The organism is Enterobacter sp. MGH 4 (assembly GCF_000534735.1).
Classification (GTDB): domain Bacteria; phylum Pseudomonadota; class Gammaproteobacteria; order Enterobacterales; family Enterobacteriaceae; genus Enterobacter; species Enterobacter intestinihominis.
In genome coordinates this window covers 73854-89778 of the sequence record NZ_KI973296.1, presented here as the reverse complement: position 1 = coordinate 89778, position 15925 = coordinate 73854, and the positions used below count along the sequence as shown (strand labels likewise).

The following is a 15925-nucleotide window of genomic DNA, read 5'->3' as shown; positions in this document are numbered from 1 at the left end:
GTTCTGTTTTGACTGGCGTGCGACACCCGGAAACATCAGGCGATACGTCTTGTACCTCTATATTGAGACTCTGAAACAGAGACTGGATGCCATCAATCAATTGCGTGTGGATCGCGCGCTTGCTGCCATGGGCCCTGCTTTCCAGCAGGTATACAGTCTACTGCCGACATTGTTGCACTATCACCATCCGCTAATGCCGGGTTACCTCGATGGTAACGTTCCCCAGGGCATTTGCCTCTTCACGCCTGATGAAACCCAACAGCACTATCTGACTGAACTTGAGCTTTACCGTGGTATGCCGCCGCAGGTTTCGCCGAAAGGCGAGCTGCCGATTACCGGGGTTTACTCCATGGGCAGCACGTCATCGGTTGGGCAAAGTTGTTCTTCTGACCTGGATATCTGGGTCTGCCATCAGTCCTGGCTCGACAATGAAGAGCGCCAGCTGTTGCAGCGTAAATGCAGTCTGCTGGAGAGCTGGGCGGCGTCGCTCGGCGTGGAAGTGAGCTTCTTCATGATTGATGAAAACCGTTTCCGCCATAACGAAAGCGGCAGTCTGGGTGGTGAAGACTGCGGCTCGACTCAGCACATTCTGTTGCTGGATGAGTTTTACCGTACTGCGGTTCGCCTGGCCGGAAAACGTATTCTGTGGAATATGGTGCCGTGCGATGAAGAAGAGAATTATGACGACTACGTCATGTCGCTTTACTCGCAGGGCGTACTGACGCCAAACGAGTGGCTGGATCTGGGCGGTCTGAGCTCCCTGTCCGCCGAAGAGTACTTTGGTGCAAGCCTCTGGCAGCTCTATAAGAGCATTGATTCACCTTACAAAGCGGTGCTGAAAACCCTGCTGCTGGAAGCCTACTCCTGGGAATACCCCACCCCGCGTCTGCTGGCGAAAGATATTAAGCAGCGTCTGCACGACGGGGAGATCGTCTCCTACGGGCTTGATGCCTACTGCATGATGCTGGAACGCGTCACCGAATACCTGACGGCCATTGATGACGCCACGCGTCTTGACCTGGTGCGTCGATGTTTCTATCTCAAAGTCTGTGAAAAACTGAGCCGCGAGCGCGCCTGCGTTGGCTGGCGCCGCGAAGTGGTCAGCCAGTTAGTCAAAGAGTGGGGATGGGACGAAGCGCGTCTCGCCATGCTCGACAACCGCGCCAACTGGAAAATCGATCAGGTGCGCGAGGCGCACAACGAGCTGCTTGATGCGATGATGCAGAGCTACCGCAACCTGATCCGCTTTGCCCGCCGTAACAACCTTAGCGTTTCTGCCAGCCCACAGGATATCGGGGTGCTGACCCGTAAACTGTACGCCGCGTTTGAAGCGTTGCCGGGCAAGGTAACGCTGGTGAACCCACAGATTTCGCCTGACCTGTCTGAACCGAATCTGACCTTTATCTACGTGCCGCCGGGCCGCGCAAACCGCACCGGGTGGTATCTGTACAACCGTGCGCCAAGCATGGATTCGATCATCAGCCATCAGCCGCTGGAGTATAACCGCTACCTTAACAAGCTGGTGGCCTGGGCCTGGTTTAACGGCCTTCTCACCTCACGCACCCGGTTGTTTATCAAGGGCAACGAGGTGGTCGATTTAGCCAAATTGCAGGAGATGGTGGCGGATGTCTCGCACCACTTCCCACTGCGTCTGCCTGCGCCGACGCCAAAAGCGCTCTACAGCCCGTGTGAGATTCGCCATCTGGCGATCATCGTCAACCTGGAATACGACCCGACGGCGGCCTTCCGCAATCAGGTGGTTCACTTTGACTTCCGTAAGCTGGACGTCTTTAGCTTCGGTGAGCAGCAAAACTGCCTGGTGGGCAGCGTGGATCTGCTGTACCGCAACTCGTGGAACGAAGTGCGTACCCTGCACTTTAACGGCGAGCAGGCGATGATCGAGGCGCTGAAAACGATCCTCGGCAAGATGCACCAGGACGCCGCGCCGCCGGACAGCGTGGAGGTGTTCTGCTACAGCCAGCACCTTCGCGGCCTGATTCGTACCCGCGTGCAGCAGCTGGTGTCTGAGTGCATCGAATTGCGTCTTTCCAGCACCCGGAATGAAACCGGACGCTTTAAAGCGCTGCGCGTCTCCGGCCAGACCTGGGGGCTGTTCTTTGAGCGCCTGAACGTGTCGGTGCAGAAGCTGGAGAACGCCATTGAATTCTACGGCGCGATTTCACACAACAAACTGCATGGCCTGTCGGTTCAGGTGGAAACCAACCACGTTAAGCTGCCGCAGGTGGTGGATGGCTTTGCGAGTGAAGGGATTATTCAGTTCTTCTTCGAGGAGTCGGGCGATAACGCCGGGTTTAATATCTACATTCTGGATGAAACCAACCGTGCCGAGGTGTATCACCACTGTGAAGGCAGCAAAGAGGAGCTGGTGCGCGACGTCAGCCGGTTCTATTCATCCTCGCACGATCGCTTTACCTACGGCTCAAGCTTTATCAACTTCAACCTGCCGCAGTTCTACCAGATTGTGAATGTGGATGGACGAGCGCAGGTGATCCCGTTCCGTACGCAGGCGATTACCCCTGCGGCGCCCGCTAACCAGGAAACTGCGCCGCTGTTGCAGCAGTATTTCTCCTGACCCTTTTCGCCGGGTGGCGCTAACGCTTACCCGGCCTACGGTCCGAGCTGCTGTTGCGGTTGGCGCTCACGCTTACCCGGACTATGGTTCGAGCCGTTGTAGGCCCGGTAAGGCGTAGCCGCCACCGGGCAACAAAACTACCTGAAACTCACGTTCTCACCCGCCTGCGCGGTCGCCGCCTGCTCCAGCAGATCCCAGAACGTTTCGCCGCTGCGGTCGCAGATCCACTCGTCACCTTTTAGATCAAAGTGATAGCCGCCCTGTTTCGCCGCCAGCCACACCTGGTGAAGCGGCTCCTGACGGTTAATAATAATCTTGCTGCCGTTTTCGAAGCTTAAGGTCAGGATCCCGCCGTTGATTTCACAATCGATATCGCTGTCGCCGTCCCACTCGTCGATACGCTCTTCGATGGTCATCCACAGGGTATCGGCAAGGCGATGAAATTCACTGTCGTTCATGGTTTTATTCCTGTTTTTCGTGATGGCGGCAGTATAACGCTAAATAATTCCCGTTGCAGGAAAGCGGCAAACTCTTGCTTTTGTGTCTTCTCCTGCGATGATAGAAACAGATTTGAACTTACGGGCAACCTCTACATGAAAAACGTCTTCCGAACGCTTGTCGTTCTTGTCACTCTGTTTAGCCTGACCGGCTGTGGACTGAAGGGACCACTGTACTTCCCGCCAGAGGATAAAAACGCACCACCGCCGACAAAACCGGTGCAAAGTGGTATCGAGTCATCTACGCCGGATACCAACGATCGCGGCAATAACGGCGGCCCGACTCAGGTCAATCTCTGACGATTACGTTCTGTACCCGCGCAATGGAGCAAATGATGCAGTTCTCTAAAATGCATGGCCTTGGCAACGACTTTATGGTCGTCGACGCGGTAACGCAGAATGTCTTTTTCTCCCCGGAACTGATCCGTCGTCTGGCGGATCGGCACGTGGGCGTGGGGTTTGACCAGCTGCTGGTGGTGGAGCCGCCTTACGATCCTGACCTGGACTTCCACTATCGCATTTTTAACGCCGACGGCAGCGAAGTTTCCCAGTGCGGCAATGGCGCACGCTGTTTTGCCCGCTTTGTTCGGCTGAAAGGGCTGACCAACAAGCGCGATATCCGCGTCAGCACCGCCAATGGCCGGATGGTGCTCAGCGTCACCGACGACGAACTGGTGCGCGTGAACATGGGCGAGCCGAACTTCGAACCCGCTGCCGTGCCGTTTCGCGCCAACAAAGCGGAAAAGACCTATATTATGCGTGCCGCCGAGCAGACAGTATTGTGCGGCGTCGTCTCGATGGGTAACCCGCACTGCGTGATTCAGGTAGATGATGTGCAAACCGCGGCGGTTGAAACGCTCGGCCCGGTGCTGGAAAGCCACGAGCGCTTCCCGGAGCGGGCGAACATCGGTTTCATGCAGGTGGTGAAGCGTGAACACATTCGCCTGCGGGTTTACGAGCGCGGCGCGGGCGAAACCCAGGCCTGCGGAAGCGGTGCCTGTGCGGCGGTGGCCGTCGGTATCTCGCAGGGGTTACTGGCGGAAGAGGTTCGCGTGGAATTACCGGGCGGGCGTCTTGATATCGCCTGGAAAGGAGCGGGTCATCCACTGTACATGACTGGCCCGGCGACACATGTTTATGACGGGTTTATCCATCTATGAAGCAACCAGGGGAAGAACTGCGGGAACCTGTAACGGAGCTGGATGACAGCGCTGTTGTGGATTACCTGCTGCACAATCCTGAGTTTTTTATCCGCAATGCACGCGTCGTCGAAAGGATGCGCGTGCCGCATCCGGTTCGCGAGACCGTGTCGCTGGTTGAATGGCACATGGCGCGCTCGCGCAACCACATCAATCAGCTCGAAGAGAACATGACGCTGCTGATGGAGCAGGCCAGCAATAACGAAAGCCTGTTCTATCGTCTTCTGCACCTTCAGGCGCGTCTGGCTTCCGCGCACAGTCTCGAAGAGTTCCTCAACCGCTTCCACCGCTGGGCGCGCGAGCTGGGGCTGGCAGGCGCGACGATCCGTCTCTTTCCCGACCGCTGGCGCATTGGCGCGCCGTCCGGGTTTACCCATCTAGCGCTGAGCCGTCAGGCGTTTGAACCGCTGCGCATTCAACGTCTGGGCCATGAGCACCACTATCTGGGGCCGCTTAACGGGCCAGAACTGCTGGTGGTGCTGCCGGAAGCCAAAGCTATCGGCTCGGTGGCGATGTCGCTGATGGGGCGCGATGGTGACCTGGGTGTGATGTTATTTACCAGCCGCGACGCGCATCACTATGAACAGGGGCAGGGTACGCAACTGTTGCAGGAGATCGCCCTGATGCTGCCTGAGCTGCTGGAGCGCTGGATTGAGCGCGTATGACGGACGGACTGCTCGCCACTGACGTCACCCGTTTTCTGCGCTATCTTGGCGTAGAACGCCAGCTTAGCCCTATTACGCTGCTCAACTATCAGCGTCAGCTTGATGCCATCATGCAGATTGCCGATGAAATCGGCCTGAAAAGCTGGCAACAATGTGACGCCGCCACGGTTCGCGGCTTCGTTGTGCGTAGCCGTAAAAAAAACTTAAGCCCGGCGAGCCTGGCGCTCCGGCTCTCTGCCCTGCGCAGTTTCTTCGACTGGCTGGTCAGTCAGGGCGGTCTGAAAGCCAACCCGGCAAAAGGGATCGCCACGCCAAAGGCCCCGCGTCATCTGCCGAAAAATATCGACGTCGACGACGTAAACCGCCTGCTGGATATCGATCTCAACGATCCGCTGGCCGTGCGCGACCGCGCGATGCTGGAGGTGATGTACGGCGCGGGCCTGCGTCTTTCTGAGCTGGTGAACCTCGACTTAAAGCACCTCGATCTGGAATCTGGCGAAGTGTGGGTGATGGGCAAAGGCAGCAAAGAGCGCCGCCTGCCGATCGGCCGCAATGCGGTTTCCTGGATTGAGCACTGGCTGGATCTGCGCGGTCTGTTTGGCGCGGAAGAGGATGCGCTGTTCCTGTCGAAGCTCGGCAAGCGGATCTCGGCGCGTAACGTGCAGAAGCGCTTTGCGGAGTGGGGCATTAAGCAGGGGCTGAACAGCCACGTTCACCCGCATAAGCTGCGCCACTCTTTTGCGACGCACATGCTGGAATCAAGCGGCGACCTGCGCGGCGTACAGGAGCTGCTTGGTCACGCGAATCTGTCGACCACCCAAATCTATACCCACTTAGACTTCCAACACCTTGCCTCGGTGTATGACGCGGCGCATCCACGCGCCAAACGGGGGAAATAATGCGTTTTTACCGCCCACTCGGTCAGATCTCAGCCCTGACGTTTGATCTTGATGACACCCTTTACGACAACCGCCCAGTGATCCTGCGTACCGAGCAGGAGTCGCTGGCGTTTGTGCAAAACTACCATCCTGCGCTGAAAGCGATCCAGAACAAAGAGTTCCAGAAGCTGCGTCAGTCCCTGCGGGAAACCGAGCCGGAAATTTACCATGACGTGACCGAATGGCGCCGCCGTGCGGTTGAGCAGGCGATGCTCAATGCCGGCCTGAGCGCGCAGGACGCGGCCATGGGTGCTGAAGCGGCCATGGAAAACTTCGCCAAATGGCGCAGCCGAATCGACGTGCCGCAGGAGACCCACGACACGCTGGCGAAGCTCGCCGAAAAGTGGCCGCTGGTCGCCATTACCAACGGCAACGCTCAGCCTGAACTGTTTGGTCTGGGGAACTATTTTCAGTTCGTGCTGCGCGCGGGCCCGCACGGACGCTCGAAGCCGTTCAACGATATGTATCATCTGGCGGCGGAAAAACTGGATTTGCCGCTCGGTGAGATCCTGCACGTGGGCGACGACCTGACCACGGACGTCGCCGGGGCGATCCGCTGCGGCATGCAGGCCTGCTGGATCAAGCCGGAAAATGCCGATCTGATGACTACCCCGGATAGCCGTCTTCTGCCGCACGTGGAAATTTCACGGTTGGCATCCCTCACGACGCTGATATAATCATCAATTGTTCTGTATAAATTAACAGGGTTTTGGCGAATGGAAACATTTGCCCGCCCGACATGACGGTGCCAATGGACGTTTCTTACCTGCTCGACAGCCTTAATGACAAACAGCGTGACGCGGTTGCCGCCTCGCGTACAAACCTGCTGGTACTGGCTGGAGCGGGCAGTGGTAAGACGCGCGTGCTGGTTCACCGTATCGCCTGGCTACAGAGCGTGGAGAACTGCTCGCCGTACTCGATTATGGCCGTGACGTTCACCAACAAGGCGGCGGCGGAGATGCGCCACCGTATCGCACAGCTAATGGGCACCAGCCAGGGCGGCATGTGGGTTGGCACCTTCCACGGCCTGGCGCACCGTCTGCTGCGCGCGCACCATATGGACGCTAACCTGCCGCAGGATTTCCAGATCCTCGACAGCGAAGATCAGCTGCGCTTACTGAAACGTCTGATCAAGGCGATGAACCTCGACGAGAAGCAGTGGCCGCCGCGTCAGGCGATGTGGTACATCAACGGTCAGAAAGACGAAGGGCTGCGTCCGCACCACATTCAAAGCTTCGGTAACCCGGTTGAGCAGACCTGGCAGAACGTCTACAAGGCCTATCAGGAAGCGTGCGATCGCGCCGGTCTGGTGGATTTCGCCGAACTGCTGCTTCGCGCCCACGAGCTGTGGCTCAACAAACCACATATCCTGCAACACTACCGTGAACGCTTCACCAACATTCTGGTGGACGAATTCCAGGATACCAACAACATTCAGTACGCGTGGATCCGCCTGCTGGCCGGGGATACCGGCAAGGTGATGATCGTGGGCGATGACGATCAGTCCATCTACGGCTGGCGCGGCGCGCAGGTGGAGAACATCCAGCGCTTTCTCAACGATTTCCCCGGCGCGCAAACCATCCGTCTGGAGCAGAACTACCGTTCTACCAGCAACATACTGAGCGCGGCCAACGCCCTGATTGAGAACAACAACGGGCGCCTGGGTAAAAAGCTGTGGACCGATGGCGTCGACGGCGAACCGATTTCGATTTACTGCGCCTTCAACGAGCTCGACGAAGCCCGCTTCGTGGTGAACCGCATTAAAACCTGGCAGGAGAACGGCGGTGCGCTGGAGCAGTGTGCCATTCTCTATCGCAGCAACGCCCAGTCGCGCGTGCTGGAAGAGGCGCTGTTGCAGGTGAGCATGCCGTACCGAATTTATGGCGGTATGCGCTTCTTCGAACGTCAGGAGATCAAAGATGCGCTCTCGTATTTGCGTCTGATTGCCAACCGTAACGACGATGCGGCGTTTGAGCGCGTGGTGAACACGCCGACGCGTGGCATCGGCGATCGTACGCTGGACGTGGTGCGTCAGGCCTCGCGCGATCGTCAGCTCACGCTATGGCAGGCATGCCGCGAGCTGTTACAGGAAAAAGCCCTCGCCGGGCGCGCCGCCAGCGCATTGCAGCGCTTCCTGGAGTTAATCGACGCGCTGGCGCAGGAAACGGCCGACATGCCGCTGCACGTCCAGACTGACCGGGTAATCAAAGATTCCGGCCTGCGCACCATGTACGAGCAGGAAAAAGGCGAGAAGGGCCAGACTCGTATTGAGAACTTAGAGGAGCTGGTGACGGCAACGCGACAGTTCAGCTACAACGAAGAAGACGAAGACCTGATGCCGTTGCAGGCATTCCTCTCTCACGCCGCGCTGGAGGCGGGGGAAGGGCAGGCCGATACCTGGCAGGATGCGGTTCAGCTGATGACCCTGCACTCCGCGAAAGGTCTGGAGTTCCCGCAGGTGTTCATCGTCGGGATGGAAGAGGGGATGTTCCCGAGCCAGATGTCGCTGGATGAAGGCGGGCGTCTGGAAGAGGAGCGTCGTCTGGCCTACGTGGGTGTGACCCGTGCGATGCAGAAACTGACCCTGACCTACGCGGAAACCCGCCGCCTGTACGGGAAAGAGGTGTATCACCGTCCGTCGCGCTTTATCGGCGAACTGCCGGAAGAGTGTGTGGAAGAGGTGCGCCTGCGCGCAAGCATCAGCCGTCCGGTCAGTCATCAGCGTATGGGCTCGCCAATCTCGGAAACCGATACCGGATACAAGCTGGGCCAGCGCGTGCGCCACTCGAAGTTTGGCGAAGGCACCATCGTCAATCTGGAAGGCAGCGGCGAGCACAGCCGTTTGCAGGTCGCGTTCCAGGGGCAGGGGATCAAATGGCTGGTGGCAGCCTATGCCAAGCTGGAAAGTGTGTAACTTTCAGAAAAATATCACTATTTTGTAATAATCTGCTAGCCTTATACGTTGAAGGTCAATTAATGCCCTTCAGCGTTCCGTTGCGTGTTGACGCCACAGTTATTGCTGGCGTAACATGCGCGCACGATTACGCTAAGAGGACATTCGCCTTGGACACACCCAGTAGATACTGGCTCAATTCCCTGTCATCCAGGAACAACTCCTAAGGCTATCTCCTCTTGCTGATGGCCTTAGTGGTTGTCAGCGACTGCATCATTCCCGTCGCGCTGAGTCAGGCTGTTTAATGGTCTGAAACCCAATTTGTTTCTGTGTGCCCACCGAACTGTCCGATATTTTTTGCATTGGGAGTCCCGGTCATGTTGAGCGCATTTCAACTCGAAAATAACCGACTGACTCGGCTTGAAGCCGAAGAGTCACAGCCCCTCATTGATGCCGTATGGGTGGATCTGGTCGAGCCGGACGACGATGAGCGCCTTCGCGTACAATCTGAACTGGGGCAAAGCCTGGCGACACGCCCGGAACTGGAAGACATCGAAGCATCCGCCCGTTTTTTTGAAGACGAAGACGGCCTGCACATTCACTCCTTCTTCTTCTTCGAAGATGCCGAAGACCACGCGGGGAACTCCACTGTGGCGTTCACCATCCGCGATGGCCGCCTGTTCACCCTGCGCGAGCGCGAACTGCCTGCGTTTCGTCTCTACCGCATGCGCGCCCGCAGCCAGGCGATGATGGACGGTAACGCCTATGAGCTGCTGCTGGATCTGTTCGAAACCAAAATCGAACAGCTGGCGGATGAAATCGAAAACATCTACAGCGACCTGGAAAAGCTGAGCCGCGTGATCATGGAAGGCCATCAGGGCGATGAGTACGACGAAGCGTTGTCCACGCTTGCAGAGCTGGAAGATATCGGCTGGAAGGTGCGTTTGTGTCTGATGGATACCCAGCGCGCGCTGAACTTCCTGGTGCGCAAGGCGCGTCTGCCGGGCGGTCAGCTGGAGCAGGCGCGTGAGATCTTACGCGATATTGAATCCCTGCTACCGCACAACGAATCCCTGTTCCAGAAGGTCAACTTCCTGATGCAGGCGGCAATGGGCTTTATCAACATCGAGCAGAACCGCATCATCAAGATCTTCTCGGTGGTTTCCGTGGTGTTCCTGCCGCCGACGCTGGTGGCATCCAGCTACGGGATGAACTTTGAGTTTATGCCGGAGCTGAAGTGGAGCTTTGGCTACCCGGGGGCGATTATCTTTATGATCCTCGCCGGGCTGGCGCCGTACCTGTACTTCAAGCGGAAGAACTGGTTGTAAAAATCAGGCGGGTGGCGCTGCGCTTACCCGCCCTACAAAGCACCTAAATTCCTCTGCGAGTCCTGCGCTGGGTATAAATTGCATCCGCAACGAAAATCGCCAGCGCCACCCAGATAAAGGCAAACGTCACCATCTTATCCGCACCCGGCACCTCGCCGTAAAACACCACCGCCAGCAGGAACATCAGCGTCGGGCCGATGTACTGGAAGAAGCCAAGCGTCGAGAGACGCAGACGCGTTGCCGCGCCGGTGAAGCACAGCAGGGGAATCGTCGTGACCACGCCCGCCGCCATCAGCATCAGGTTCAGCGACCATGGGTTGCTGCCCATGTGGCTGGTGGCGCTGTCGGCAATACCGAACAGGTAGATCGCCGCGACAGGCAGCAGCCACAGGGTTTCAAACAGCATTCCCGTCTGCGCTTCCACGGCGATTTTTTTACGCACCAGGCCGTAGAAGGCAAAGCTGAACGCCAGCCCCAGGGCGATAACCGGCAGTGAACCGAAGGTCCACAGCTGCACCAGCACGCCGCAGAGGGCCAGAATCACCGCCACCCACTGCATCCGGCGGAAACGTTCGCCGAGGAAAATCATCCCCAGCACGATGTTCACCAGCGGGTTAATGAAGTAGCCCAGGCTGGCTTCGAGCATGTGATGGTTATTCACCGCCCAGATAAACAGCAGCCAGTTTCCGCCAATCAGCACCGCAGAGAGGGCAAGCAGGAAGACCTTCTTCGGGGTTTTCAGTAGCGTTTTGACGCCTGACCACTGACGGCTGATGCTCATCAGCGCAATCATAAAGAAAAACGACCAGATGACGCGGTGAGTGAGGATCTCGTCCGCCGGGACATAGGCGATAAGCTTGAAGTACGCCGGCGCGATACCCCAAATAAAATAAGCGGCAAGGGCGAGTAAAACGCCCTGCCGCGTCTGTTTAGCATCCATCGGGAAAATCCGTTACAAAAAAGTGAAGTAATTTTACCCGAATTTGCCGCCTCAACCCACCATATAAGTGGCGGTTGCGCTGGCGATATAAACCTGCTCCTCGTTATGCAGCTCAACGCGGGCGACGGCAACTTTATTCCCGGCGCGCAGCAGGCTGCTGGTGCAGGTGAAGCGGTTTCCGCGTCCCGGACGCAGATAGTCGACGCGTAAATCGATGGTTCCCATGCGCGAGAGGCGCTGGCGTAACTCATCTTCGTTGATGGTGTCGTGGCGCGTCAGCGTGCTACCCACGCACACCAGACCGGCCGCCACGTCCAGCGCAGAGGCAATCACTCCGCCGTGCAAAATGCTTTGCGCCCAGTTACCGACCATCATTGGCTGATTATTGAAACTCAGCTGAGCGAAGTCTTTTTCGTATCGCTCCAGCTCAAGACCCAGTGCACGGTTGAATGGCATGTGGTACACAAAAATCTCGCCCACGAGCTTTAAGGTTTCTTCGGCGGTGAGTGTGGCTGACATCTGACGTGGCATCCTTGTTGTTAACAAAATGTTGATTTTATGCTTCAGGATAAAGGAATGCCACTTTAAGAAACGAGGAAGCGGAAGTTATCGCAGAAGTCTGTAGAATGCCCGGACAAAACTATTCATTAAATGTCACAATTTCAGGAGAACACCACCGATGCGGACGTATCTGGGTTGGTTACTGGCGGCGGTTGCGCTGCCCCTCACAGCATATGCGCAGGAAGCGACGATCAAAGAAGTGCATGATAAACCTGCCGTTCAGGGCAGCATCATCGCCAATATGCTTCAGGAGCATGACAATCCGTTCACGCTCTACCCCTATGACACAAACTACGTGATCTATACCCAGACCAGCGATCTCAACAAAGAGGCGATAAGCTCCTATAACTGGTCTGACAATGCGCGTAAAGATGAGGTGAAATTCCAGCTCAGCCTGGCCTTCCCGTTATGGCGCGGCATCCTGGGGCCGAACTCGGTGCTTGGTGCATCTTACACGCAGAAGTCATGGTGGCAGCTCTCCAACAGCGGGGAATCTTCACCGTTCCGCGAAACCAACTATGAACCGCAGCTGTTCCTCGGTTTCGCCACTGATTATGAGTTTGCAGGCTGGACGCTGCGCGACGTGGAGGTGGGCTATAACCACGATTCCAACGGTCGTTCCGACCCAACCTCACGCAGCTGGAATCGCGTCTATACGCGTCTGATGGCGCAGAACGGCAATTTCATGGTGGAAGTGAAGCCGTGGTACGTGGTGGGCAGCACCGATGACAACCCGGATATCACCAAATACATGGGCTATTATCAGCTTAAAGTGGGCTATCAGCTGGGTGACGCGGTGCTGAGCGCCAAAGGGCAGTACAACTGGAATACCGGCTACGGCGGCGCAGAGCTGGGCCTGAGCTACCCGGTGACGAAACACGTTCGTCTCTATACCCAGGTGTATAGCGGTTATGGCGAATCGCTGATCGACTATAACTTCAACCAGACCCGCGTTGGTGTGGGCGTCATGCTGAACGATATTTTCTAAGCTGCTCGAATGTTTTTGCGTTAAACGTTGAAGTTTCTCTCTCAGGCGCTGAAAATAGCGCCTGTTTCATTTCTGGCATATGGGGTTAACGTGGCGCAGGCGGAAGTATTGAATCAGGAATCGCTGGCTAAACAGGTTTTGCATGAAACCTTTGGCTACCAGCAGTTCCGTCCTGGCCAGGAAACCATCATTGAAACCGTGCTGGAAGGCCGCGATTGCCTGGTGGTCATGCCGACCGGCGGCGGAAAATCGCTCTGCTATCAGGTGCCCGCGCTGGTACTTAATGGCCTGACGGTTGTGGTCTCCCCCCTTATTTCCCTGATGAAAGACCAGGTCGACCAGCTGCTTGCCAACGGCGTGGCGGCGGCCTGTCTTAACTCGACGCAAACCCGCGAGCAGCAGCAAGAGGTGATGGCCGGGTGCCGCACCGGGCAGATCCGCCTGCTGTATATCGCGCCAGAGCGCCTGATGCTGGACAACTTCCTCGACCACCTGGCGCACTGGAACCCGGTGCTGCTGGCGGTGGATGAAGCGCACTGTATCTCCCAGTGGGGGCACGATTTCCGCCCGGAATATGCCGCCCTCGGCCAGCTGCGTCAGCGCTTCCCTGAGCTGCCGTTTATGGCGCTTACCGCCACGGCGGATGACACCACGCGTCAGGACATCGTTCGCCTGCTGGGGCTGAAAGACCCCTATATTCAGGTCAGCAGCTTCGACCGGCCGAACATCCGCTATATGCTGATGGAAAAATTCAAGCCACTGGATCAGCTCCTGCGCTACGTGCAGGAGCAGCGCGGCAAGTCCGGCATCATCTACTGCAACAGCCGCGCGAAGGTGGAAGACACCGCTGCGCGTCTGCAAAATCGCGGCTTTAGCGCGGCGGCATACCATGCCGGGTTAGAAAACCACATCCGCGCCGACGTACAGGAAAAATTCCAGCGCGACGACCTGCAAATCGTGGTCGCAACGGTGGCGTTCGGGATGGGGATCAACAAGCCCAACGTGCGCTTTGTGGTGCACTTTGATATCCCGCGCAATATCGAATCCTATTATCAGGAAACCGGCCGCGCCGGGCGTGATGGCCTGCCTGCGGAAGCGATGCTGTTTTACGATCCGGCGGATATGGCGTGGCTGCGCCGCTGTCTCGAGGAGAAACCGCAGGGGCAGTTGCAGGATATCGAACGCCACAAGCTTAACGCGATGGGTGCCTTCGCCGAAGCGCAAACTTGCCGCCGTCTGGTACTGCTCAACTACTTTGGTGAAGGGCGACAGGCGCCGTGCGGCAACTGCGATATCTGCCTCGACCCGCCGAAGCAGTACGACGGTCTGATGGACGCGCGCAAAGCGCTCTCGACTATCGGACGCGTTAACCAGCGCTTTGGGATGGGCTACGTCGTCGAAGTGCTGCGTGGGGCTAACAACCAGCGTATCCGCGATATGGGTCACGACAAGCTGCCGGTTTACGGCATCGGGAAAGACCAGAGCCACGAGCACTGGGTAAGCATCATCCGCCAGCTGATCCATCTCGGCTTTGCCACGCAAAATATTGCCCAGCACTCTGCGCTTCAGCTTACCGAAGCGGCGCGACCGGTCCTGCGCGGTGAGGTTGAACTGAAGCTCGCCGTTCCGCGCGTCGTCGCCCTGAAGCCGCGCGTGATGCAGAAATCCTACGGCGGCAACTACGATCGCAAGCTGTTCGCCAAGCTGCGCAAGCTGCGTAAAGCCATTGCCGATGAAGAGAACATCCCGCCATACGTGGTGTTCAATGACGCGACGCTGATCGAGATGGCCGAGCAAATGCCACTCAGCGCCAGCGAGATGCTCAGCGTCAACGGCGTCGGCACGCGCAAACTGGAGCGCTTTGGTAAAGAGTTTATGGCGCTTATCCGTTCCCACGCTGATGGTGATGATGAGGAGTAGTCAGCCGGGCGAAAAAGTGCCAGGATGATGACTCACTACATTATTTCCCCGCGAGCTAATTATGTTAATGCTATTTCTCACCGTGGCGTTAGTGCACATCGTTGCGCTGATGAGCCCTGGCCCTGACTTCTTCTTCGTGTCACAAACGGCCGTCAGCCGCTCCCGCAAAGAGGCGATGATGGGTGTGCTCGGTATCACCATGGGCGTTATGGTCTGGGCGGCGGTTGCGCTGCTTGGTCTGAACCTGATCCTGGCGAAAATGGCGTGGCTGCATAACATCATCATGGTTGGCGGCGGTCTGTACCTGTGCTGGATGGGCTACCAGATGCTGCGCGGGGCGCTGAAGAAAGAAGAGAAAAAGCCGGAAGAGCCAAAGGTTGAGCTGGCAACGGGTGGCCGTAGCTTTGTGAAAGGGCTGCTGACAAACCTGGCGAACCCGAAAGCGATTATTTACTTCGGCTCTGTGTTCTCGCTGTTTGTGGGGGATAACGTCGGTGCGGGCGCGCGCTGGGGGATCTTCCTGCTAATCGTTGTTGAGACGTTCGCCTGGTTTACCGTTGTGGCAAGCCTGTTTGCTTTACCGGCGATGCGTCGCGGCTACCAGCGCATCGCGAAGTGGATCGACGGCTTTGCCGGCGCACTGTTCGCCGGCTTCGGCATTCATCTCATCATTTCTCGCTAAGCATGACGCGCTGACGCAAGCAGCGCGCCAACCAGCATAAACAGCGAACCAAAGACTTTGTTCAGGGCCTTCATCTGCTTAGGCCCTTTGATCCACGCCGCAATTCGCTGCGCCAGCGTCGCGTAACCAATCATCACAATGATATCGACAATAATGGTGGTCGCGCCCAGCACCACGTACTGCATCACCTGGGGCTGATGCGGCACGATAAACTGCGGGAACAGGGCGGCGAGGAACACAATGCTTTTCGGGTTGGTCAGGTTAACGAATACCGCGCGCTTAAACAGGTGGCCGCGTGTTTGCGTCCGGGAGAGCGTATGCAGATCAATCGAGCCTGCGGCGCGCCACTGCTGAATGCCCAGCCAGATAAGATACGCTGCGCCAGCCCATTTCAGCACTTCGAAGGCCAGCACCGAACGGGAGAACAGCGTGCCCAGACCAATCCCCACCAGCACAATGTGAATGCCAAGCCCTGTCTGTAAACCGGCAATTGACGCCGCCGCGCCGCGATAGCCGTGATTAATGGAGGTGGTCATGGTGTTGATTGCGCCCGAGCCAGGTGAAAGGCTGAGGATGATGGATGTCAGCAGGTAAGCGAACCACCACTCGAAGGTCATTTGAAACTCCCGGATCGTCTGTTTTTATGCCACAATACGCTATTGTTGAGTCATTTTGTGACCGGTGACGAAAAAAACGATATTCCCTGAATTACGGGGGGTGG

At 57.3% G+C, this 15925-nt stretch carries 16 protein-coding genes; 12 read left to right on the top strand and 4 right to left on the bottom strand.

From position 1 onward, the window contains the following. Nucleotides 1–49: 49 nt before the first annotated feature. Nucleotides 50–2593: a class I adenylate cyclase gene (gene cyaA / locus L350_RS04035; protein ID WP_032626550.1), complete on the top strand. Its 2544-nt coding sequence runs from the start codon at nt 50–52 to the stop codon at nt 2591–2593. A gap of 137 nt (nt 2594–2730) precedes the next feature. Here the strand turns inward: cyaA and cyaY are convergent, their stop codons facing one another. Continuing rightward, nucleotides 2731–3051: an iron donor protein CyaY gene (gene cyaY, locus L350_RS04040; protein ID WP_032626549.1), complete on the bottom strand. Its 321-nt coding sequence runs from the start codon at nt 3049–3051 to the stop codon at nt 2731–2733. A gap of 135 nt (nt 3052–3186) precedes the next feature. On the opposite strand from cyaY, the gene lptM reads away from it, so the two are divergent. The 8 genes from lptM to corA all read left to right on the top strand — a co-directional run bounded on the left by lptM (nt 3187) and on the right by corA (nt 10113). Beyond that, a complete protein-coding gene (gene lptM / locus L350_RS04045; RefSeq protein ID WP_003860815.1) occupies nt 3187–3390 on the top strand; it encodes an LPS translocon maturation chaperone LptM in 204 nt (67 codons plus the stop codon). Nucleotides 3391–3425: 35 nt separating this feature from the next. Beyond that, nucleotides 3426–4250, top strand: a complete 825-nt coding sequence (gene dapF, locus L350_RS04050) for a diaminopimelate epimerase (protein WP_023299045.1) — start codon at nt 3426–3428, stop codon at nt 4248–4250. Next, nucleotides 4247–4954: a DUF484 domain-containing protein gene (locus L350_RS04055; RefSeq protein WP_023295731.1), complete on the top strand. Its 708-nt coding sequence runs from the start codon at nt 4247–4249 to the stop codon at nt 4952–4954. The genes dapF and L350_RS04055 overlap by 4 nt, the downstream gene beginning before the upstream one ends. After that, nucleotides 4951–5853, top strand: a complete 903-nt coding sequence (xerC, locus tag L350_RS04060; RefSeq protein ID WP_022646663.1) for a tyrosine recombinase XerC — start codon at nt 4951–4953, stop codon at nt 5851–5853. The genes L350_RS04055 and xerC overlap by 4 nt, the downstream gene beginning before the upstream one ends. After that, nucleotides 5853–6569 carry a 5-amino-6-(5-phospho-D-ribitylamino)uracil phosphatase YigB gene (yigB, locus tag L350_RS04065; protein WP_022646664.1) on the top strand — a complete coding sequence of 239 codons (717 nt, stop codon included), beginning with the start codon at nt 5853–5855 and terminating at the stop codon, nt 6567–6569. The genes xerC and yigB overlap by 1 nt, the downstream gene beginning before the upstream one ends. A gap of 74 nt (nt 6570–6643) precedes the next feature. Beyond that, nucleotides 6644–8806, top strand: coding sequence for a DNA helicase II (gene uvrD / locus L350_RS04070; RefSeq protein WP_017383586.1), 2163 nt, complete (start codon nt 6644–6646; stop codon nt 8804–8806). 149 nt (nt 8807–8955) lie between these two features. Then, nucleotides 8956–9012 carry a YsgD/CorL family protein gene (gene ysgD, locus L350_RS24565; RefSeq protein WP_212743980.1) on the top strand — a complete coding sequence of 19 codons (57 nt, stop codon included), beginning with the start codon at nt 8956–8958 and terminating at the stop codon, nt 9010–9012. Nucleotides 9013–9162: 150 nt separating this feature from the next. Continuing rightward, complete coding sequence (gene corA / locus L350_RS04075) at nt 9163–10113, top strand: magnesium/cobalt transporter CorA (RefSeq protein WP_003860807.1); 951 nt, start codon at nt 9163–9165, stop codon at nt 10111–10113. A 43-nt stretch (nt 10114–10156) separates the two neighbouring features. Here corA and rarD read toward each other — a convergent pair whose 3' ends face one another. Both rarD and yigI read right to left on the bottom strand, forming a co-directional pair. Beyond that, a complete protein-coding gene (gene rarD / locus L350_RS04080; RefSeq protein WP_023299047.1) occupies nt 10157–11053 on the bottom strand; it encodes an EamA family transporter RarD in 897 nt (298 codons plus the stop codon). A 51-nt stretch (nt 11054–11104) separates the two neighbouring features. Further along, nucleotides 11105–11572 carry an acyl-CoA thioesterase YigI gene (gene yigI, locus L350_RS04085; protein WP_006812366.1) on the bottom strand — a complete coding sequence of 156 codons (468 nt, stop codon included), beginning with the start codon at nt 11570–11572 and terminating at the stop codon, nt 11105–11107. 160 nt (nt 11573–11732) lie between these two features. Between yigI and pldA the strand changes: the two genes are divergently transcribed. From pldA to rhtC, 3 genes are all read left to right on the top strand, one after another. Further along, nucleotides 11733–12602 carry a phospholipase A gene (gene pldA, locus L350_RS04090; RefSeq protein ID WP_022646666.1) on the top strand — a complete coding sequence of 290 codons (870 nt, stop codon included), beginning with the start codon at nt 11733–11735 and terminating at the stop codon, nt 12600–12602. A gap of 90 nt (nt 12603–12692) precedes the next feature. Next, complete coding sequence (gene recQ, locus L350_RS04095; protein ID WP_032626543.1) at nt 12693–14522, top strand: ATP-dependent DNA helicase RecQ; 1830 nt, start codon at nt 12693–12695, stop codon at nt 14520–14522. A 61-nt stretch (nt 14523–14583) separates the two neighbouring features. After that, entirely contained in the window at nt 14584–15204 is a 621-nt protein-coding gene (rhtC, locus tag L350_RS04100) for a threonine export protein RhtC (protein WP_006179256.1), read from the top strand. On the opposite strand, the gene rhtB is transcribed toward rhtC, so the two are convergent. Beyond that, complete coding sequence (rhtB, locus tag L350_RS04105) at nt 15201–15821, bottom strand: homoserine/homoserine lactone efflux protein (RefSeq protein ID WP_006812363.1); 621 nt, start codon at nt 15819–15821, stop codon at nt 15201–15203. The two genes, rhtC and rhtB, sit on opposite strands and share 4 nt — an antisense overlap. Nucleotides 15822–15925 lie beyond the last annotated feature (104 nt).